The sequence below is a fragment of the Mycolicibacterium canariasense genome (genome assembly GCF_002101555.1).
Classification (GTDB): Bacteria; Actinomycetota; Actinomycetes; order Mycobacteriales; family Mycobacteriaceae; genus Mycobacterium; species Mycobacterium canariasense.
The window spans coordinates 21000-41171 of record NZ_LQOL01000058.1; the positions used below are offsets into that span (position 1 = coordinate 21000).

The 20172-nt window shown below is 71.0% G+C and carries 21 protein-coding genes; 13 read left to right on the forward strand and 8 right to left on the reverse strand.

The window, feature by feature from the left end; all coding sequences use genetic code 11:
- Nucleotides 1-2139, reverse strand: coding sequence for an acetyltransferase SucT (locus AWB94_RS20000; RefSeq protein WP_062657222.1), 2139 nt, complete (start codon nt 2137-2139; stop codon nt 1-3).
- A 92-nt stretch (nt 2140-2231) separates the two neighbouring features.
- Here AWB94_RS20000 and AWB94_RS20005 point away from each other — a divergent pair, with 92 nt between their 5' ends.
- The 4 genes from AWB94_RS20005 to AWB94_RS20020 are packed head-to-tail and all read left to right on the forward strand — an operon-like array spanning nt 2232 to nt 5900.
- Complete coding sequence (locus tag AWB94_RS20005; protein WP_062657221.1) at nt 2232-3524, forward strand: adenosylmethionine--8-amino-7-oxononanoate transaminase; 1293 nt, start codon at nt 2232-2234, stop codon at nt 3522-3524.
- 37 nt (nt 3525-3561) lie between these two features.
- Nucleotides 3562-4707, forward strand: a complete 1146-nt coding sequence (locus AWB94_RS20010) for an 8-amino-7-oxononanoate synthase (RefSeq protein WP_062657220.1) — start codon at nt 3562-3564, stop codon at nt 4705-4707.
- 7 nt (nt 4708-4714) lie between these two features.
- Nucleotides 4715-5386, forward strand: a complete 672-nt coding sequence (gene bioD, locus AWB94_RS20015) for a dethiobiotin synthase (RefSeq protein WP_062657219.1) — start codon at nt 4715-4717, stop codon at nt 5384-5386.
- 1 nt (nt 5387) lies between these two features.
- Nucleotides 5388-5900, forward strand: coding sequence for a 2'-5' RNA ligase family protein (locus tag AWB94_RS20020; RefSeq protein WP_062657218.1), 513 nt, complete (start codon nt 5388-5390; stop codon nt 5898-5900).
- A gap of 4 nt (nt 5901-5904) precedes the next feature.
- Here the strand turns inward: AWB94_RS20020 and AWB94_RS20025 are convergent, their stop codons facing one another.
- Both AWB94_RS20025 and AWB94_RS20030 read right to left on the reverse strand, forming a co-directional pair.
- Nucleotides 5905-6216 (reverse strand): transcriptional regulator, encoded by a 312-nt coding sequence (locus AWB94_RS20025; RefSeq protein WP_062657217.1) that lies wholly within the window; start codon nt 6214-6216, stop codon nt 5905-5907.
- A complete protein-coding gene (locus AWB94_RS20030; protein WP_062657216.1) occupies nt 6209-6673 on the reverse strand; it encodes a hypothetical protein in 465 nt (154 codons plus the stop codon). The genes AWB94_RS20025 and AWB94_RS20030 overlap by 8 nt, the downstream gene beginning before the upstream one ends.
- Nucleotides 6674-6754: 81 nt before the next feature.
- On the opposite strand from AWB94_RS20030, the gene AWB94_RS20035 reads away from it, so the two are divergent.
- Entirely contained in the window at nt 6755-7522 is a 768-nt protein-coding gene (locus AWB94_RS20035) for a maleylpyruvate isomerase family mycothiol-dependent enzyme (protein WP_062657215.1), read from the forward strand.
- Here the strand turns inward: AWB94_RS20035 and AWB94_RS20040 are convergent.
- Nucleotides 7475-8101 carry a TetR/AcrR family transcriptional regulator C-terminal domain-containing protein gene (locus AWB94_RS20040; protein ID WP_062657214.1) on the reverse strand — a complete coding sequence of 209 codons (627 nt, stop codon included), beginning with the start codon at nt 8099-8101 and terminating at the stop codon, nt 7475-7477. The two genes, AWB94_RS20035 and AWB94_RS20040, sit on opposite strands and share 48 nt — an antisense overlap.
- 68 nt (nt 8102-8169) lie before the next feature.
- Here AWB94_RS20040 and bioB point away from each other — a divergent pair, with 68 nt between their 5' ends.
- The 5 genes from bioB to AWB94_RS20065 all read left to right on the forward strand — a co-directional run bounded on the left by bioB (nt 8170) and on the right by AWB94_RS20065 (nt 11986).
- Entirely contained in the window at nt 8170-9165 is a 996-nt protein-coding gene (bioB, locus tag AWB94_RS20045; RefSeq protein ID WP_062657213.1) for a biotin synthase BioB, read from the forward strand.
- A 12-nt stretch (nt 9166-9177) separates the two neighbouring features.
- The gene (bsaP, locus tag AWB94_RS20050; RefSeq protein ID WP_024453998.1) at nt 9178-9414 is read left to right on the forward strand and encodes a biotin synthase auxiliary protein BsaP; all 237 of its coding nucleotides are present in this window, start codon (nt 9178-9180) and stop codon (nt 9412-9414) included.
- Nucleotides 9411-10034, forward strand: a complete 624-nt coding sequence (locus AWB94_RS20055) for a DUF2567 domain-containing protein (RefSeq protein ID WP_062657212.1) — start codon at nt 9411-9413, stop codon at nt 10032-10034. The genes bsaP and AWB94_RS20055 overlap by 4 nt, the downstream gene beginning before the upstream one ends.
- A gap of 97 nt (nt 10035-10131) precedes the next feature.
- Nucleotides 10132-11070, forward strand: a complete 939-nt coding sequence (locus AWB94_RS20060; protein WP_062657211.1) for a methionyl-tRNA formyltransferase — start codon at nt 10132-10134, stop codon at nt 11068-11070.
- Between the two features lie 4 nt (nt 11071-11074).
- Nucleotides 11075-11986, forward strand: coding sequence for an ATP-grasp fold amidoligase family protein (locus AWB94_RS20065; RefSeq protein WP_062657210.1), 912 nt, complete (start codon nt 11075-11077; stop codon nt 11984-11986).
- A 22-nt stretch (nt 11987-12008) separates the two neighbouring features.
- Here the strand turns inward: AWB94_RS20065 and AWB94_RS36135 are convergent, their stop codons facing one another.
- From AWB94_RS36135 to AWB94_RS20080, 3 genes are all read right to left on the reverse strand, one after another.
- Nucleotides 12009-13775, reverse strand: a complete 1767-nt coding sequence (locus AWB94_RS36135) for a hypothetical protein (protein ID WP_085122488.1) — start codon at nt 13773-13775, stop codon at nt 12009-12011.
- Nucleotides 13776-13916: 141 nt separating this feature from the next.
- Nucleotides 13917-15269, reverse strand: coding sequence for a lipase family protein (locus tag AWB94_RS20075; protein WP_062657208.1), 1353 nt, complete (start codon nt 15267-15269; stop codon nt 13917-13919).
- Between the two features lie 42 nt (nt 15270-15311).
- Nucleotides 15312-16004, reverse strand: coding sequence for an NUDIX hydrolase (locus tag AWB94_RS20080; protein WP_062657207.1), 693 nt, complete (start codon nt 16002-16004; stop codon nt 15312-15314).
- A gap of 60 nt (nt 16005-16064) precedes the next feature.
- On the opposite strand from AWB94_RS20080, the gene nadA reads away from it, so the two are divergent.
- From nadA to nadC, 3 genes are read left to right on the forward strand one after another with little or no spacing between them, the layout of a single operon-like run.
- A complete protein-coding gene (nadA, locus tag AWB94_RS20085; RefSeq protein ID WP_062657206.1) occupies nt 16065-17126 on the forward strand; it encodes a quinolinate synthase NadA in 1062 nt (353 codons plus the stop codon).
- Entirely contained in the window at nt 17123-18718 is a 1596-nt protein-coding gene (locus tag AWB94_RS20090) for an L-aspartate oxidase (protein ID WP_062657205.1), read from the forward strand. Before nadA ends, AWB94_RS20090 begins: the two co-directional genes overlap by 4 nt.
- Nucleotides 18715-19572: a carboxylating nicotinate-nucleotide diphosphorylase gene (nadC, locus tag AWB94_RS20095; protein WP_062657204.1), complete on the forward strand. Its 858-nt coding sequence runs from the start codon at nt 18715-18717 to the stop codon at nt 19570-19572. Before AWB94_RS20090 ends, nadC begins: the two co-directional genes overlap by 4 nt.
- On the opposite strand, the gene AWB94_RS20100 is transcribed toward nadC, so the two are convergent.
- A complete protein-coding gene (locus AWB94_RS20100; RefSeq protein WP_062657203.1) occupies nt 19569-20138 on the reverse strand; it encodes a TetR/AcrR family transcriptional regulator in 570 nt (189 codons plus the stop codon). The two genes, nadC and AWB94_RS20100, sit on opposite strands and share 4 nt — an antisense overlap.
- Between the last annotated feature and the right edge of the window lie 34 nt (nt 20139-20172).

Below are 20172 nucleotides of genomic sequence, written 5' to 3' on the forward strand. Positions count from 1 at the left end.
TCACCACCACCCGGTCGCGGCCGCCATCTGGCGTCCCAACTCGTTCGTCATGGTGCGCATGTAGGTGGTCGAAAGATGGTGAGAGTCGTGGTACATCAACACATTTCCCTCCACAACTCGACACACGTCTGGCCGGCACACCGCGTCGCTCATGTCGAGTGGCTTGAGGTTGGGAAACCTTCCTACGAAATCCAGGGTGGGGTTGTGGTCGGACAGTACCGCAGAGCGCTTCATGCCGCATGAGATGGCGTCCCCGCCGTCGGCCAGGCAGTCGGCGGCGAAGTACGGCTTGCCGTTGCGGACCAGCCACGGGGTGTCACGCATCGCCAGCACGTTGATCCCGGCGTCGGCGAACTGCTGCCAGATGCCGATGTAGAAGCCGGGCATCACGTCACCGTCCTTGATGTTCCAGGGCCGGGTCGACGTGGTGAACACGTAGTCGGGATGGTCGGCGAGCAGTTTGGGCATCACCTTCTGGTTCCACTCCCGGCAGTTCGGGTAGGGCCGGTTGTCGCCCATGACGAGGGGTTTCTCCTCGGTGGTCAGCGGACAGCCCATCTTCAGATAGGTGACGATCTTGAAGTGGTGCAGCCGGCCGAGCAGGTCCAGCGCGGTGATCCAGTGTTCGGCGTGCGAGCCGCCGGCCAGCGCGACGGTCCGGGTGGCGTCCTTGTCGCCGTAGGTGCAGTTGATGATGTCGACGCTGTCGAAGTCGGCGATACAGCCGTCGTCGGTGGTTTCCGGCAGGTCGTTCTTGGCTTCCAGCACGGTGGGCCGCATCGGCAGTTTGGGCACCTTGGCATGGTTGAGCAGCGCCCGCGCACCCGGGTAATCGCGGGCCGAGAGCCCGGACAGTTCCTTGCCGCTGGCCCGCTGCACGGTGACGTGTTCCCGCCAGGTGAACGATGTCGCGGTCAGCGCCACGCCCAGCAGGGTGACCACCGAGCCGAGCGCGATCGTCGGGCGGCGCAGCCGGGCACGCCACGGCAGGACGGGCGCGGTGCGGGCCGCCGGCGCCCGGTAGCGCAGCGGTGTCTCCACATACCGGGTGGTCAGCCAGGCCAGCACCCCGGACACCAGGAGCACGACGGAACCGTCCAACAGGCCGGCGTGCGGATCACCGCTGTAGGCCAGCCAGAAGATCAGCAGGGGCCAGTGCCACAGATAGAGCGCGTACGCCATCGAACCCAGCGACACGAACGCCTGGGTGGCCAGCAGCCGGTTGGGCACGGGCAGCGGCGCGTCGCCGCGGTTGGCCGCCGACAGGATGAACAGCACCGTGGCGCCGACGGGCACCAGTGCCCACGGGCCGGGGAACTCCCGCACCCCGTCGATGAGGGCACCGCAGCCGACGATCGCGGCCAGTGCCACGGTGGCGATCACCGTTCGCAGCCACATCGGCCAGTGCACCCGGGGCACCAGGGCACCGGCCAGGACGCCGGCGAGCAGCTCCCAGCCGCGGGCGAAGCTGTTGTAGTACGCGGTGGCCTGGTCGGTGTTGTGGGCGATGATCGCGTATACGAACGAGGCGACGGTCAACCCCGCGATGAGGATGATGAATGCGGCCCGCAGGTGCCGCCCCAGCCGGTTGCGCAGCAGATAAGCGAACCCGAACACCAGCGCCAGGAAGGCGATGTAGAACTGGCCCTGCACCGACATCGACCAGATGTGCTGCAGCGGGCTGACGGCCTCTCCGGCGCGGAGATAGTTGGCCGCGGTGGCGGCCAGCTCCCAGTTCTGGAAGTAGCCCAGGCTTGCCAGGCTCTGATCGGCAAACGTCTCCCAGCGAGTTTCCGGTTGCACCAGGATGGTCAGCACCGCCGCGGCGGCCAGCACCACCACCAGTGCGGGCAGCAGGCGCCGCACCAGGCGGATGACCTCGGGCACCGGCCGCAGTGCCGCGCCGGGCCGCAGCGCCATGCGCAGCAGCCGGCCGCCGAAGAAGAATCCGGACAGGGCGAGGAAGACGTCCACACCACCGGAAACCCGCCCGAACCAGACGTGGAACACCGCCACCAGAGCGATCGCGACCCCGCGTAACCCGTCCAGGTCGTGCCGGTAGAAACCCGATGTGCGGGTGCCCATTTCGGCGCGGTCGGCGGCACCGGAGGTGGTCCGGCTGGTGGTTGGGGTCTTCATGGTCGGTGACTCAATCTACCCAAGATCCCTGGAGACCTCAGGTCACGGTGACCGCCGCGTCGCCTGTGAGCAAAGCGATAGTGTCGGATCCCATGCCCGCGTTGACACCCGACGAGATCAGCGCGATCGACGCCGCGCATGTCTGGCACCCGTACAGCACCATCGGCGCCCAGGCGTTGCCGCCGGTGGTCGCCGTCGGCGCCAAGGGCGCCTGGTTGACGCTGGTGCACGACGGGGCCCGGATCCAGGCGCTGGACGCGATGAGCTCGTGGTGGACGGCGGTGCACGGGCACGGGCACCCGGTGCTCGACGCGGCCATCACCGCGCAGCTGGCCACCATGAATCACGTCATGTTCGGCGGGCTCACCCACGAGCCCGCGGCCCGGCTGGCCCAGCTGCTGGTCGAGGTCACCCCGGCCGGGCTGGAGACGGTGTTCTTCAGCGATTCGGGGTCGGTGGCCGTCGAGGTGGCCGCCAAGATGGCCCTGCAGTATTGGCGCAGCCGGGGCCGGCCGGCCAAACACCGGCTGATGACCTGGCGGGGCGGCTATCACGGTGACACGTTCACCCCGATGAGCGTGTGCGATCCCGACGGCGGCATGCACGAGCTGTGGACCGATGTGCTGACCCCGCAGGTGTTCGCCCCGCGGGTGCCGTCGGACTACGACCCCGCCTACAGCGCAGCGTTCGAGGCGCAGCTGGCCGAGCACGCCGGCGAGCTGGCCGCCGTCATCGTCGAACCCGTGGTGCAGGGCGCCGGCGGCATGCGGTTCCACGACCCCCGCTATCTGAGCGATCTGCGCGCGGCCTGTGACCGGCACGGTGTGCTGCTCATCTTCGACGAGATCGCGACCGGTTTCGGGCGCACCGGCGCGCTGTTCGCCGCCGACCACGCCGGGGTCACCCCGGACATCATGTGTGTGGGCAAGGCCCTCACCGGCGGATACGTCACCTTGGCCGCCACGTTGTGCACGACGGAGGTGGCACGGACCATCAGCTCCGGTGAGCCGGGGACGTTGATGCACGGCCCGACGTTCATGGCCAACGCGCTGGCGTGCGCGGTGTCGGTGGCCTCGGTGGAGCTGCTGCTGAGCAGTGACTGGCCGGCGCGGGTGCGCGCGATCGAGGCCGGTCTACGCGCCGGGCTTGAACCGGCGCGGGAACTGCCGGGGGTGACCGACGTCCGGGTGCTCGGGGCGATCGGGGTGGTCGAGATGGCCGAGCCGGTGGACATGGCGGTGGCCACGGAGGCGGCGTTGCGGCACGGGGTATGGCTGCGGCCGTTCGGCCGGCTGGTCTATGCCATGCCGCCGTTCATCTGTACGACCGACGAGATCGCGCAGATCGGTGCGGCGATGGTGGCGGTGGCGCGTGCGCTAGTCTGAGCGGGAATTGAACACCGTTCAGGAGGTCGTCGCACCCGTGACCCGCACCGGTCTTTCGCCGCTGGCCTGGCTGGCCGAGGTCGAGCAGCAGCGCCGCGCCGCCGGGCTGCGCCGCTCGCTGCGGGTCCGCCCGCCGGTCGGTGCCGAACTGGATCTGGCTTCCAACGACTACCTCGGGTTGTCTCAGCACCCCGCCGTGCTCGACGGCGGCGTGCAGGCGCTGCGCACCTGGGGGGCCGGTGCGGGTGGGTCGCGGCTGGTCACCGGCAACACCGAGCTGCACGAGGAGTTCGAGACCGAACTGGCCCGCTTCACCGGCGCCGAGTCGGCGCTGGTGTTCTCGTCGGGCTACACCGCCAATATCGGCGCCCTCGTCGCGCTGTCGGGGCCGGGTTCGCTGATCGTCTCCGACGCGTTGTCCCATGCGTCGCTGGTGGATGCCTGCCGGCTGTCCCGGGCTCGGGTGGCGATCGCTCCCCACCGGGACGTCGCCGCCGTCGAGACGGCGCTGGCCGAGCGGGCCGAGCAGCGGGCGGTGGTGGTCACCGAGTCGGTGTTCTCCGCCGACGGCGTGCTGGCCCCGCTGCGCGACCTGCACGACGTGTGCCGCAAGCACGGTGCGTTGCTGTTCGTCGACGAGGCGCATGGGGTCGGGGTGCGCGGTAGCGGTGGCCAGGGGCTGCTGTTCGAGACCGGGCTGGCCGGCGCTCCCGACGTGGTGATGACGACGACGCTGTCCAAGGCACTCGGATCGCAGGGCGGGGTGGTGCTCGGCCCCGCGGCGGTGCGGGCCCACCTGATCGACGCGGCCCGCCCGTTCATCTTCGACACCGGGTTGGCGCCGGCCGCCGTCGGCGCCGCCCTGGCGGCGCTGCGGGTGCTGATCGCCGAGCCGCAGCGGGCGGCCACGGTGTTGGCCCGCGCCACCGAACTGGCCCGGGTGTGCGATGTGCCCGACGATCCCACTTCGGCGGTGGTGTCGGTGATCCTCGGTGCGCCCGAGGTGGCCGTCGCCGCCGCGGCGGCCTGTCTGGACCGCGGCGTGCGGGTCGGGTGTTTCCGACCGCCGAGCGTGCCCGCCGGCACCTCCCGGCTGCGGCTGACCGCACGGGCATCGCTGTCCGCCGACGAGATGCAGTTGGCTCGCGAGGTGCTGACCGACGTGCTGGCATCGGCTCGATGAGGCCACGGTGAGCCTGCTGTTGGTGACCGGCACCGACACCGGTGTCGGCAAGACGGTGACCACCGCGGCGCTGGCCGGTGCGGCCCGGCAGGCCGGGCTGGACGTCGCGGTGTGCAAGCCGGTGCAGACCGGAACCGCCAACGACGACGACGACCTGGGGGAGGTCGGGCGGCTCGCCGGTGTCACCGCACTGCACGGCGGCTGGCGTTATCCCGAGCCGCTGGCACCGGTGGCCGCGGCGGCGCGGGCCGGTCTGCCGTTGCCCACCAGGGCCGAGCTGGTCGCGTCGGTGCGGGCGGTCGATGCCCCGGGCCGGCTGACCCTGGTCGAGGGTGCCGGCGGGCTGCTGGTCGAACTGGGGTCGGCCGGGGTGACACTGCGTGATCTCGCCGCCGATCTCGACGCCCCGGTGCTGCTGGTCGTCGCCCCCGGGCTGGGCACCCTGAACCACACCGCGCTGACGCTGGAATCTCTTGCCGCTCACGGTATTCCGTGCGCGGGATTGGTCATCGGGAGCTGGCCGACCGATCCCGGGGTGGCCGAACAGGGCAACCGGGAGGCACTGGCGCGGCTGGCGCCCCTGCGCGCCGTGCTGCCGGCAGCCGCCGCGTGTCGCGGCGATTTCGCCGCGTTGAGCGCCGCCGCATTCGACCGGGATTGGCTCGCCGGCCTGGTCTGAGATGGTGCATTCCGTCGAGCTGGTCTTCGACCCGGATACCGAGACCACGGTCCGGTCGATATGGGACGCCCTGCACGAGCACGGCATCCGGGCTCCATCGCCGGGGGCACGGCCGCACACCACCGCCATCGTCGCCGATCGGATCGACGCCGAGGTGCTCACGGCACTCGCCGGGCTGGCCGGCCGGTTCCCGTTGCGTGTCCGCATCGGTGCCGCGCTGGTGTTCGGTCGCTCGGCAGGGATCCTGGCCCGGCTGGTGGTGCCCAGCACCGAGTTGCTGGACCTGCACCGCGAGGTCGCCCGGCTCGCTGCGGCGTATCTGCGTCCGGGCCCCCTGCCGCACACCCTGCCGGGGGACTGGACGCCGCACGTCACGCTGGCGCGCCGCGTCGAACCGGCCCAGCTGGCCACCGCGCTGCACATCACCGGGCGACCTGCCGAGATCGAGGCCACCGCCATCGGGCTGCGGCTGTGGGACAGTGCCACCCGCACCGAGCGATTCGTGGAGTTCTAGGCGATCACGGCCGCGGCTCCGTGAGCCGCCCGGACACGATGGCATTCAGCGCGGCGATGTGCCCGCGGTACGCGATGCGCCCGGCGTCGGTGAGCCGGGCCCGCAGCTTGTGCCTGCTGCCCTCGAGCCGGCGTTCGGTGTGCAGGTAACCGGCGTCCTCCAGGACGGCGAGCTGTTTGGACAATGCCGAGTCGGACAGCCCGAGATGGTCTTTCAGATAACCGAATTCGGCCCAGTCGGCGGCGTCCAGGGTGGCCACCAAGGTCAGCCTGGTGCTGGGGTGGATCAGGTCGTCGAAACGCGCGGGGTCAGGCATGCGCCCACCGGCGGGTGACCCGCAGGATCTCCGGTCCGCCGAACCCGACCACCGTCGCCGCCAGGACCGCGGCCCACGTTCCGGCATGCCGGACGCCGTCGGCGTGCAGCGCGAAACCGGCCGCGACGGTCAGGACGACCAGGCTCAGCAGGATCCCGACCACCACCAGCGGTACCCGCTGACCCGCGGTGGCAGCGCTGACCTGCACCCGGTCCGACCGGTGCCGGCCACTGAGCAGCCGCGAGGCCACCGTGCTGTGCCCGATCGCGAACGCAATCGTCGCGATGGTGGTCAGCCAGTGCGGGCCGAGGTCGCCGAGCACGCCGAGCGCCACCCACGCCGCGGCCATCGCCCACCAGTACCCGCGTGGCAGGCCCACTTCGGCGGCCACCCGGCGGCGTGCGTGCTCGGCGGTCTCCAGTGCGTTGCGTGCCCCCTCGGGCGTGATGTCGTCCATGGCGCCTCCCCACTTTCCGGTATGGAAACAAGCCTTGACTTTCCGGCCCGGAAAGTCAAGGCCCTCTGGAATGCTTGGGGCATGGACCGTGCAGCGATCATCCGCGCCGAATCCCAACGGCTGGCCGAGGTGCTGGCCGCCACCGCCCCCGAGGCGACGTGTCCGACTTGCCCGGACTGGAATGCACTGGACCTGCTGTGGCATCTGACCGAGGTGCATTGGTTCTGGGCGCAGGTACTGGCACGCGGGGCCAGGACCGATGGCGACATCGGCGCCGTCGAGGCGGCCAAACCGCCGCGGCCCACCGATGTCGGCGAGCTGCTGGCGCTGCGGGAGGACAGCACCGAGGCGCTGTTGGCGGAGCTGGGGCGCCTCGACGACGCCGAACCGCGGTGGTCGTGGTGCAAGCCCGATCAGACCGTCGGTTTCACCCGTCGGATGCAGACCTACGAGGCCACCATGCACCGCGTCGACGCCGAACTGACCGCGGGTGTGCCGGTCGGGCCCATCGCCGCGGACGTCGCGGCCGGAGCCCTCGACCATGCCGTCGACGTGATGTGGGGTTGGCTGCCCGACGGCGTGCACTACGAACCGTCGGCCGTCGCGGAGTTCGTCGCCTCCGACGCCGACGCACGCTGGCTGGTGGAAGTCGGGCGGTGGAGCGCGCCGTCGGGCCGCGGCGCGCCGCGGGCGGTGCGGGCATCGGGCGGGCGGCCGGCGGTGACGGTCACCGCGCCCGTACTGGACCTCGCGTTGTGGGCATGGACGCGCGGCGGGTCGGTGGCGGTGACGGGGGAGCCGTCAGCCGAGGCGGCGTTGCGCGACGTCGTCGCCGCAGGCATGCCGTAGCACCGAATCACCTTGTGCGGCAAGGCCTTCGATGACGACGGTGAGGCCGAACGCGAACCGGCGGGACGGCTCGGCGGTCAGCACGGACTGGCCGTCGGGCAGGGTGGCGCCCGCGGCGTCCCACTGCAGCCGGGATTGCTCGTCGACGGCGAATCCGAGCACGTAGTAGATCACGGTGCGGGCCGCCAGTTCGGTGTCGGCGCCGGCGACGCCCGCGGCATCGGCGGCCGCGGACAGCCGGGCCACGATCTCGGTCATCGCGGCCGATTGCCCGGCGGCGAAGCTCGCCGACACCAGTTCGGCACCGTCGGTGTGCGAGAGCAGCGCGTCGCGCAGCCGGTGGCATTCGCCGGTGATCTGCTCGCGCCAGCCGGTCGCGGTGGACCGGCCCAGCGCGGGTTCCAGGATCCGATCGGCCACGGCGCCCAGGAGTTCCTGTTTGTTGGCGAAGTGCCAGTACAGGGCGCCCGGGCTGACGGTGAGTTCACGCGCCAGCCGGCGCATGGTGAGGTCGGCCATCCCGAAGTTGTCCAGGATGGCCGTCGCGGCATCGACTACGTCACGTTTGTGCAGCTGCACACCGTTACTCTAACCTGAACGGTGTTCAAGTCAGGTAGGGGTTGTCGGACTGTTAGGGAGATGTACCGGTGAGCGACATTCTGGTTCAGGCGCGTGAGCAGGTACTCGAACGCGGTGTCGGGCTCGATCAGGACCAGACCCTGCAGGTGCTGCAGCTGCCCGACGACCAGCTCGACGAGCTGCTTGCGCTCGCCCACGAGGTCCGGATGAAGTGGTGCGGACCCGAGGTCGAGGTCGAGGGCATCATCAGCCTCAAGACCGGCGGCTGCCCCGAGGACTGCCACTTCTGTTCGCAGTCCGGCCTTTTCGCCTCGCCGGTGCGCAGTGCGTGGCTGGACATCCCGAGCCTGGTCGAGGCGGCCAAGCAGACCGCGAAGACCGGCGCCACCGAATTCTGCATCGTCGCCGCGGTGCGCGGGCCGGACGAGCGGCTGCTGGCCCAGGTGGCCGCGGGTATCGAGGCCATCCGCAACGAGGTCGACATCCAGATCGCCTGCTCGTTGGGCATGCTCACCCAGGAGCAGGTGGACCGCCTCAAGGACATGGGCGTGCACCGCTACAACCACAACCTGGAGACCGCCCAGTCGTTCTTCCCGAACGTCGTCACCACGCACTCTTGGGAGGAGCGCTGGGGGACGCTGGAGATGGTGCGCGAGGCCGGCATGGAGGTCTGCTGCGGCGGCATCCTCGGCATGGGTGAGACGCTGGAGCAGCGCGCCGAGTTCGCCGCCAACCTGGCCGAGCTGAACCCGCACGAGGTCCCGCTGAACTTCCTCAACCCGCGTCCGGGCACCCCGTTCGGTGACCTCGAGGTGCTGCCCGCCGCCGACGCGCTGCGTGCGGTCGCCGCCTTCCGGCTGGCCTTGCCGCGCACCATGCTGCGGTTCGCCGGCGGCCGCGAGATCACCCTCGGCGACCTCGGCGCCAAGCAAGGCATTCTCGGTGGGATCAACGCCGTCATCGTCGGCAATTACCTGACCACGCTGGGCCGGCCGGCCGAGTCCGACCTGGAACTGCTCGACGATCTGCAGATGCCGATCAAGGCCCTCAACGCCACCCTGTAGAAACGGGTGGTGATGACAGACGAAGTTCCGGTGTTGCCCGCTCCCGTCGGGGCCGGGGTCTACAACGTCTACACCGGGGGTCCGGCCGGCAGCACCGTCCCGACCGCCGCCCAGCTCGGCCTGGAACCGCCCCGATTCTGCGCCGACTGTGGCCGCCGGATGATCGTGCAGGTCCGCCCCGACGGTTGGTGGGCCAAATGCTCGCGCCACGGGCAGGTCGATTCCAAGGATCTGGACACCCGGCGATGACCGTGCTGGACGCGGATATCGTTGCCGCCCCCAAGGTGTCGCGAGTCTCCGCCGCGGTGCGCGTGTTCGCCGGTGTGGCGTGCAGCGGTGTGCTGATCGGTGCGTTGTGGGCCTGGCTGGCACCGCCGATCCACGGCGTGATCGCGCTGACCAAGAGCGGCAACAGGACCACGGCCTACCTGGGTAACGAGTCCGACAACTTCTTCCTCGGCGAGTTCCTTTTGTTGGGGATGCTCTCCGGCCTGGCGGTGGTGGCTGCGGTGCTGGTGTGGCAGTGGCGTGCGCACCGGGGGCCCGTGCTGCTGGCCGCGCTGACCGCAGGTGCCGCCGGTGCCGCGGGTGCCGCCGTCGGCATCGGTGCGGTGCTGGTGCGCTGGCGCTACGGCGTCGTCGACATCGGCGCGGCGCCGGTCACCCCGGAACACCGGATCCACTACGTGACCGAGGCACCCGCGGTGTTCTTCGGCCACGGCGCGTTCCAGATCGCCGCGACCATCGTGCTACCCGCGGCCGTGGCCGCACTGGTCTACACGTTCACCGCGCTGTCCACCCCACGCGACGACCTCGGTGCCTGGCCGCCGGTGGAATATCCCGGCGGGCCGCAGATACCGCAAACGTAGCCCCCACAAAGCGCGCCTCCGCAGATACATTCGACAGGCTCACAGCTGAATCTCAGCAAATTGCAGCCACGAAAACATCTGAGTGAGGGTTTTGGTCATGCGCATCGTGTCGTTCGGTTTCCAGACGTGGGGAGTCAAGACGCTCCAGGCGTTGGTCGATCTCGGGCACGAGGTTGCCCTCGCTGTCACCCATCCGGGCAGCGACGACGCCTACAAGGGCATCTTCTCCGATTCGGTCGAGGAGCTGGCCGCCGGACTCGGCATCCCGGTGCACCTCACCGAACGGGTCGACAACGAGACCATCGACCTGGTCAAGCGGGCCGAGCCCGATGTGATCGTGGTCAACAGCTGGTACACCTGGATGCCGCCGGAACTGTACGAACTGCCGCCACACGGGACGCTCAACCTGCACGACTCCCTGCTGCCGAAGGGCACCGGTTTCTCGCCGGTGCTGTGGGCCCTGATCAGCGGTGAGTCACAGATCGGGCTCACGATCCACCGGATGGACAAGGACCTCGACACCGGGGACATCCTGGTGCAGCACGCCCTGCCGATCGGCCCCACCGATACCGGCACCGAACTCGTCGAACGCGGTATCGCGTTGATCCCCGGCGCATTGAAAGAAGCGCTGACCGCACTGGAATCCGGCACCCCGCAATGGCGGCCACAGAACAAGGCCGAGCGCACCTACTTCCACAAGCGCTCCGAACGCGACAGCCTGGTGGACTGGAACTGGCCGGCCGAGGCGCTCGAGCGGCTGGTGCGCGCGCTGTCGGAGCCCTACCCCCGCCCGTTCGCGTTCTACCGCGGTGAGCGGATCGAGATCCTGGAAGCCAAGGTGTCCCAGATCCGCTACGGCGGAACGCCGGGCCGGGTGATCGTGCAGGAGGACGGCGGCGCCGTGGTGTGCGGCCCCGAGGCATACCTGGGCGGCAACCGCGGGTTGGTGATCACCAAGGTGCGCTCCGCCGACGGTGCCGAGCACAGCGGAGACAAGTTCTTCCGGCGCGGCGGTTATCTCACCAGCCAGGCGTGATCTCATGCCGTTGCTGACCTACAAACAGACCCCGGCGTGGCTGCGATCCCCGCGCCGCCGGATGCTCGCGGCGTTACCGCTGCCGCTGCTGCGCCACGCTCTCTATCTCATGCTGATCCGCAGGCCGGGCAACTTCACCGACCCGAAGACCTTCAACGAGAAGGTGAACTGGCGGCTGTTCAACGACCGGCGCGACCGGATCGTCAAGGCCTGCGACAAGATGTGGATGAAGGAGATGGCGCGTGAGGCCTACCCCGGTGCCGATCTGCGCATCCCGGCCACCTACTGGTCGGGGACCGATCTGCGGGACGCCCCCGAGCTCGGCGAGTTGCCGCCGTGGGTGCTCAAACCCAACCACAGCAGCGGGCACGCATTGTTCGGCCCGGACCCGCACACCGATCTGGCCGCCCTGCTCGAGCTGACCGAGCACTGGTTCGACGAGACGCCGCTGGAACTCGGCGAATGGGGCTACAGCCAGGCCCGGCCGCGGCTGCTGCTGGAGGAGAAGATCCTCACCCCGGACGGCCAGGCGCCCGTCGACTACAAGTTCTTCGTCTTCGAGGGCCGCATCGAGCTGATCCAGGTGAACCGCGGACGGTTCGCCAGCGTGCAGACCGCCACCTTCCTGGACGCCGACTGGCGCCGGTTGCCGGTGCGGTGGCGGATCCAGCCCGTCGCCGACGAGCAGCGGCCCGCTGAGCTGGACAAGATGATGCACATCGCCAGCACCCTCGGGGCTGACTGGGATTTCATCCGCGTCGACCTGTACGCCGTCGACGGTGAGGTGTGGTTCGGCGAGTACACGCCGTACCCGGGCAGCGGCCTGCTGCGGTACAAGCCGATGAGCTTCGACCGCGAGCAAGGGGCGGTCTGGAACCTCCCGACGCTGGCGCAGGTGCAGCCCGGCCAACCGTGACCGGGCTGCCCCCAGGCAGACGCTAGGCCGTCGACCCGCCCGGGCTGCCGTTACCGCCGCCCGGGCTGCCGTTACCGCCGCCCGGGCTGCCGCCCTGGCCGCCGCTGCCGTCGGCGGAACCGCCGTTGCCGCCGCGCCCGCCCGGCCCACCGAGGTTGCCGTTGCCGCCGCGCCCGCCGGATCCGCCGGCCCCGGTGGCCGAACCGGTGTCGGAGATGCCGTTACCGCCGTTGCCCCCGCGTCCGCCCGGGGTGAGGACGCCGCGGCCGTTGCCGCCGGCACCGCCCTGGCCACCGGCCGAGGTGCCGCCGGCCGACGTGTGGGTACCCGTGCCACCGTCTCCGCCGCGGCCACCGCCGCCGACGATGCCGCTGGTCCCGCCGCCGCCACCGGTACCGCCGGTGCCGGCGCCGGTGCCGGACGTGCCCGAACCGCCGGCGCCGCCGCGCCCGCCGTTACCCGCGATGGCATTGTCACCGCCCGCTCCGCCGGTCCCGCCGGAGCCCTGGCCCGCGCCGGCGTATCCGTTACCGCCGGCGCCGCCCGAGCCGGCAACCCCGATCTCGACGACGCCGCCGCGCCCGCCGGCACCGCCGGTGGCGGTGTCGTCGGCTGAGTCCGATTCGGGGGTGTAGGCGTCGCCGCCGCGGCCGCCGTTGCCGGGCGCGTACAGCGACTGGGCGCCGTCACCACCGCGCCCGCCGGTGGCGGAGCTGCCGCCGGCGCCACTGACGCCCTGCGCATCACCACCGGTGCCGCCGCTGCCGCCGGCCCCGAGAGTCCCTGCGGTACCGCCGTTTCCGCCGTTTCCACCGACGGCATGCAGACCGGTGGCGTCCGCGCCGTCACCGCCGCGGCCGCCGTTGCCCGCGATCAGGCCACCGGCACCGCCGTTACCGCCATGGCCGGCGTTCTCCAGGCCCACCGTGTTGTCACCGTTGCCACCGCGACCGCCGTCGCCCAGGAAGCCGCCGCGCCCGCCGTCGCCACCATTCGGATTCAGCCCGGCACCGTCGCCGCCGCGGCCGCCGTTTCCGATCAACAGGCCGGCCGCCCCGCCGTCACCGCCGCCGGCACCGCCGGCACCGCCGTTGCCGACCAGCCCGCTCGCGCCGCCGTTGCCGTACAGCCCGCCGCTGCCGCCGTTGCCCAGCAGCAGACCGCCGCGGCCGCCGTTGACGCCCTCGGCGGTCACGTTGTAGCCGTTGCCGATCAGCAGGCCGGCGTCCGGGTTGGCGGCGGTGCCGTTGCGAACGAACACCGCGACGATCGGGATGTTGCCGCCGATATCGCCCAGCACCCCGGCGATCGCGCCCGGCAGGTCGGCGAGGCTGACCGTGGTGGCCAGGGTGGCCGCTCCCGCGGGTGCGACACCGGTGGCCGCGCCCAGCGCCGAGCGCCGGGTGCTCAGCGGATTACCGGCGTCCGGCGCCGAGAGGGCCGTCCGGCCCAGGGGCGAGCCGGGATCGGCCGCGGGGGCTGCCGGCCCGGCGCCCGTCCCGGCCAACGGGATCAACACCAGGGTGGTGTCGTTGCCGACGGGCAGGCTGATCGGCGGGATCGCGCCCGGCTCGGCCGGGTACGCCGAGCTGACGGCCGCCAGCAAGGTGGTCGGGGTGGCCAGCCGGGCAAGCGAGGCGGCCGGCGCCGGGATCGACTGCGCGGCGCGTGGGGCGGGTGCCGACTCGGCTTGTTGGACGGCGATCGCCGCGGTGCCGGCCAGGACCATCGCCCCGGCCGCGGCGGTTGCGGCCGTCTTCGCGGTGATTCCCGTCAGTCTGCCTGTCATCGGTTGACTCCCTGTTTGCTCGACCACTGCCGTCCGGCGGATGCCTTCGACATAGTGCCGGTCGCACAGCAATTTCGCAGGTGTTTCGCAACAGGTTGCTGAGAGGGATTCACAGCTCGAGTCGGCGCCGGGCGCCGGTTGTCAGCGGTCGAACACCGACAGTGGCAGATGCCGAATGCGTTGTCCCGTGAGGACTTTCGCGGTGATGACGGCGAGCCTGGCCATGCCGCGATAGGTCGACGGGTTCAGCAGGGTGGGCCATGTGGTGCGCCGGATATTGGCATCGAGCGGTCGGCCGGCGAATCGGTCGGCAAGCCACCGCAGCGCCATCGGGGCCGACATCGGGTGCAGCAGCAGGTGTTCGCTGAGCATGTCGCGGTGATAGGTCACGCTGGCCCCGCCGGAGGCATAGGTGTCGGCAAGTTCGTCGATGCCGCCGACCGAGATGATCTCGTCGTGCACGGCCTGGATGATCAGCACCGGCGGGCTGGGCACTGCGGCGCCGAGCTTGATCTCGTCGAACACGTGCCGCACCTCCGGGGTGGCCAGGATCTGTTCCAGCGGCTGGTCCAGCATGTCGCCCATATCGGTGCGCATCAGGCGCAGCACGGCCTCCACGGTGGTCATGTGGTGCAGCCGCTCGAGCAGCTCGTGGCCTTCGGAGTTGGCGTGCTCGTCGATGATCCGGCGCAGCCCCGGATAGACGTCGGCCAGCGCGGCCACCACCAGGGCCGGCAGTGCCGAGCCGAAGGTGCCGTTGAGCCGGCGGAAGGTGTGGCCCAGATCGCCGACGGGCGAGCCGAGGACGGCCCCGACGATGTTCAGTTCCGGCGCATAGCCGCCGCTCATCTCGGCCGCCCAGGCGGTGGCCAGCCCGCCGCCCGAGTACCCCCACAGGCCGATCGGCGCGTCGGGTGACAGCTCGAGGCGTTCGGAGCCGATCGCGGCCCGTAATCCGTCGAGGATGCGGTAGCCCGGCTCGTACGGGGTGCCCCAACTGCCGGCGCGACCCTCGTGGTCGGGCACCGACACCGCCCAGCCTTCGGCGATCGCGGCGGCGATGAGCAGCAGTTCGAACTGCGGTACCGCCCCCGGGGCGACGGCGCGGCGGCGCAGCGCATAGGACGGGAAGCATCGGGAGGTGATGGCGTCGATGGCGCACTGATACGAGATCAGCGGCGCGGAGCCGGCCAGGTCCCGGTCGGCCGGCAGCAGCACGGTGGTGGCGGCCGCGTCCGGCCTGCCCTTCATATCGGTGGTCCGGTACAGCAGCTGCACGGCCCGCACCTGCTGCGGTATCACGCCGAGGAATGCCACCTCGACGTCGCGGCTGCGCAGCACGGTGCCGGGCTCGGCGTGCTGGAAGCCGGTCGGTGCGGCGTAGAACGGGTCGTCATGCGGCAACTGGGGGCGGGCCCCACGGTCGAGTGGCTCGTGCGGCACGCACCCGATCCACTCGGCGCCGGTCGCGGTGGCCGCACTGCCCAGTTCCATCCGGGCATTCTTACTTAAGAATGGTCTAAGAATCCAGTCGACTCACCCGGGCGGGCGCAATGCGGCGAATTCGTCGGTGACCCGATAGCGGGACTCGGTGAACCGGTACAGCGCCGCAGGACGGCCGCCGCTGCGGCCGGAGCGGGCGGTGGTGCCGGTCCTGGTGATGACGTTCCGGCGTTCCAGTACGCGCTGCAGGTTGGTGGCGTCGACCGGGTGCCCGAGTGCGGCGCTGTAGATGTCGCGCAGTGTCGACAAGGCGAACTCTTTTGGGGCCAAGGCGAAGCCGATATTCGTGTAGGACAGTTTGGCGATCAGCCTGGCGTGCGCGTTGGTGACCATCGGCCCGTGGTCGAAGGCCATCGGCGGCAGCGCCGAGACCGGGTGCCAGCGGGTGTCCGGTGGCAGTTCCGGGGTGGCAGGAGAGGGGACGAGGCCCAGGAAGGTCGACGCGATGGTGCGCGGGCCGGGTACTCGGTCCGGGTCGGAGAACACGGCGAGCTGCTCCAGGTGGGCCAGTTCACGCAGGTCGACCTTCTCGGCAAGTTGACGACGGACTGAACTGGTCATGTCCTCGTCGTGACGCAGCCGACCGCCGGGCAGTGACCAGGCGCCGCGCTGCGGTTCCATTGCGCGCTCCCATAGCAGCACGCTGAGCTGCGGTTTCTTTGTCGACAGCTGGCGCACCTGGAACACGACGGCCAGCACTTCGTGCCCGGTGCTAGTATGTGACATGTTTTCGATTGTAAGTCGAAAACCGGGCTACACAAACTTGGCTTCACGAAGGAGACGGCCATGACGGTCCTGTATCGCACCGGGGCACCGACGGGGGAGCACGCCAGCGTGCTGGCGTCGCGCATCGTCGACGGTCCCGGCGGCTATGGGGGCGTTGTCGCCGACGGCCAGTGGGCCGCGGAGATCCGCAGGCTCGCCGATCTGCGCAACGCCACGGTGCTGGCGCACAACTACCAGCTGCCCGAGATCCAGGACGTGGCCGACCACGTCGGGGACTCGCTGGCGCTGTCCCGCATCGCCGCGGCCGCGCCCGAGGACACCATCGTGTTCTGCGGTGTGCACTTCATGGCCGAGACCGCCAAGATCCTGTCACCGGACAAGACCGTGTTGATCCCGGACCAGCGCGCCGGCTGCTCGCTGGCGGACTCGATCACCGCCGACGAACTACGGGCCTGGAAGGCCGAGTTCCCGGACGCCGTCGTCGTCTCCTACGTGAACACCACCGCCGCGGTGAAGGCGCTGACCGACATCTGCTGCACCTCGTCCAACGCGGTCGAGGTGGTCGCCTCCATTCCCGAGGACCGCACCGTGCTGTTCTGCCCCGACCAGTTCCTCGGCGCGCACGTGCGCCGGGTCACCGGCCGCAAGAATCTGCACGTCTGGGCCGGTGAATGCCACGTGCACGCCGGCATCAACGGTGACGAACTGGCCGCCCAGGCCCGCAGCCACCCGGACGCCGAGCTGTTCGTGCACCCCGAATGTGGTTGCGCCACGTCGGCGCTGTACCTGGCCGGTGAGGGTGCGGTGCCCGAGGACCGGGTCAAGATCCTGTCCACCGGCGGCATGCTCGACGCCGCGCGGGCGACGGACGCCCGTCAGGTACTGGTCGCCACCGAGGTCGGCATGCTGCACCAGTTGCGCCGCGCCGCACCGGAAGTCGACTTCCTGGCGGTCAACGACCGGGCCTCCTGCACGTACATGAAGATGATCACCCCGGCCGCGCTGCTGCGTTGCCTGGTCGAAGGCGCCGACGAGGTGCACGTGGACGCGGATGTTGCAGCGGCCGGGCGCAAGAGCGTGCAGCGCATGATCGAGATCGGACAACCCGGCGGCGGGGAATGACCGCGTGCGGTGGTGCCGGCTTCTGGCAACAGCGCGCTGACGTCGTCGTCATCGGCACCGGGGTGGCCGGACTGGTCGCCGCGCTGGCCGCGGTCCGGGCCGGTCGAAAAGTGATGGTGCTGAGCAAGATTGCCGAAACGGCCACTTTCTATGCCCAGGGCGGGATCGCCGTGGTGCTACCGGAGTCCCTTCGCGAGGACCACGACTCGGTCGAAGCGCATGTCGCCGACACCCTGGCCGCCGGCGGCGGGCTGTGCGACCCAGCGGCGGTGCGCTCCATCGTCGCCGACGGATACCGGGCCGTTGCCGACCTGGTGGCCGACGGCGCCCGCTTCGACGAGTCCACTCCCGGCCACTGGTCGCTGACCCGCGAGGGTGGACACACCCGGCGCCGCATCATCCACGCCGGCGGCGACGCCACCGGAGCCGAGGTGCAGCGCGCCCTCGACCATGCCGCCACCCATCTGGACATCCGGCGCAACCATGTGGCACTGCAGATCTGCCGCGACACCGACCAGGTGACCGGCGTGCTGGTGCACAGCCCGGACGGGCCCGGCCTGGTGCACGCGCCGGCGGTCATCCTGGCCACCGGTGGCCTGGGGCACCTCTACGCCGCCACCACCAACCCCGACGGCTCCACGGGCGACGGGGTGGCGCTGGCGCTGCGGGCCGGGTGCACCGTCACCGATCTGGAGTTCGTCCAGTTCCACCCGACGATGCTGTACGCCGGCGCCGCCGGCGGGCGCCGTCCGCTGATCACCGAGGCGATCCGCGGCGAAGGGGCGGTCCTGCTGGACCGCCGGGGACGTTCGGTGACCGCGGGTGTACACCCGATGGGTGACCTGGCGCCGCGCGACGTCGTGGCCGCCGCGATCGACGCGAGGCTGCGCGAGACCGGCGACCCGTGCGTCTATCTCGATGCCACCGCGATAGCCGATGTGGCGCACAGGTTTCCGACGGTCACCGCGGCCTGCCTGGCGGCCGGGGTCGATCCGGCCCGCCAGCCCATCCCGGTGGTGCCCGGCGCGCATTACAGCTGCGGGGGCGTCACCACCGACGTGCACGGCCGTACCGAACTGCCGGGGCTGTTCGCCGCCGGCGAGGTCGCCCGCACCGGGATGCACGGCGCCAACCGGCTGGCGTCCAACAGCCTGCTGGAAGGCCTGGTCGTCGGTGGCCGCGCCGGACGGGCCGCCGCCGCGCACGCGCTGGCGACCGGTCCGGTCCGGGCCCGGGTGCCGGAGGTGGCCGGGCAGCCCAGGCTGGACCGCGGTGCCCTGCAACAGGCGATGAGCCGGGACGCCGCCGTGGTCCGCGATGCCGACGGGCTGGCCCACCTGATCGCCGCGCTCGACGGGGCCGGGACACGCGTTGTTGCCAACCGCACCGATTTCGAGGATGCCGCTTTGACCATGACCGCACGGGCGGTGGCCGTGGCCGCCGCCGAACGCACCGAGTCCCGGGGCTGTCACCACCGCGTGGATCATCCGCAAACCGATGCCGCGCAGGCGAAGAGCATCGCCGTGCGGCTCGACGCATCCGGGGTGCCTGCCGTCCTGGCTTCCGCCGCCGTGTCGGTGGGTGCCCGGTGAAGCCGTCGGCCGACGAGCTGGACGAGGCCCGCACCGTCATCGCCCGTGGCCTCGACGAGGACCTGCGCTACGGACCTGACGTCACCACCGCGGCCACCGTGCCCGCCGACGCGATGACCACCGCGTCGATGGCCACCCGGGAACCCGGTGTGGCCGCCGGTGTCGACATCGCTTTACTCGTGCTCGACCAGGTGCTCGGTCCCGACGGCTACACCGTGACCGGCCGGGTCGAGGACGGCGCCCGGCTGGTGCCCGGCCAGGCCCTGCTGACTGTCCAGGCACCCGCGCGGGGCCTGCTCACCGCCGAGCGCACCATGCTGAACCTGGTGTGCCACCTGTCCGGGATCGCCACCGCCACCGCGCACTGGGTGGACGCCGTCGAGGGCACCCGCGCCAAGATCAGGGACACCCGCAAGACCCTGCCCGGGCTGCGCGCCTTGCAGAAGTACGCCGTGCGCGTCGGTGGCGGCGTGAACCACCGGATGGGCCTCGGTGACGCCGCCCTGATCAAGGACAACCATGTCGCGGCGGCCGGTTCGGTGCTGGCCGCGCTGAACGCGGTGCGTGCCGCCGCACCGGATCTGCCGTGCGAGGTCGAGGTCGACTCGCTGGAGCAGCTGGACGACGTGCTGGGCGCGGGCGTGGAACTGGTCCTGCTGGACAACTTCCCGGTATGGCAAACCCAGATCGCCGTGCAGCGCCGCGACAGCCGTTCGCCGGCAACACGATTGGAATCTTCCGGTGGGCTCTCGCTGGAGTCGGCGGCCGACTACGCGGCCACCGGCGTGGACTATCTGGCCGTCGGCGCGCTGACCCATTCGGTGCGGGTCCTCGACATCGGTCTGGACACCTAAGCGCGCTCGAGCAGAACGCGCGCCGCGGTCTTGGCCGCCAGCAGCGCGCTGGGTTCGCCCGATACCCGGGACAGCAGCAGGGCGCCCTCGATCAACGAGAGGACCGCCCGCGCCGTCTCGTCCGCGCGCACCGGGTCCCAGCCGTCGGCGCGCAACCGGTCGGCGACCGCGCCGAGCCAGTCGCCGAACGCCCGCGTCGCCGCGGCCCGCACCACCGGGCTGGCCGTCACCGCTTCGGTGGCGATCGGTTCGATGGGGCAGCCGTCGCGTTCGTCGGCGCGCAGGTTGGCGGCCGCCACGTCCACCCAGCGGTCCACGAGATCGGCGGCCGGTTCGTCGGCCGCCAGCATTTGGCGTAGCACCGCGCCGATTCCGCCGCCGACGGTGTCGACGACGGCGGCCGCCAGTTCGGCCTTGCCGTCGGGGAAGTGGTGGTACAGCGAGCCCGCCTTGACCTGAGCGACGTCGAGGATCTGGTTGATGCCGGTGGCCGCGTAGCCCTGCCGCCGGAACAGTTGTGCGGCGGTGTCCAGCAGGGCGGCACGACTGCGGTCGGGGCGAGGCATGGCTGCGATGCTACCGGCGATACCGGAACGATCG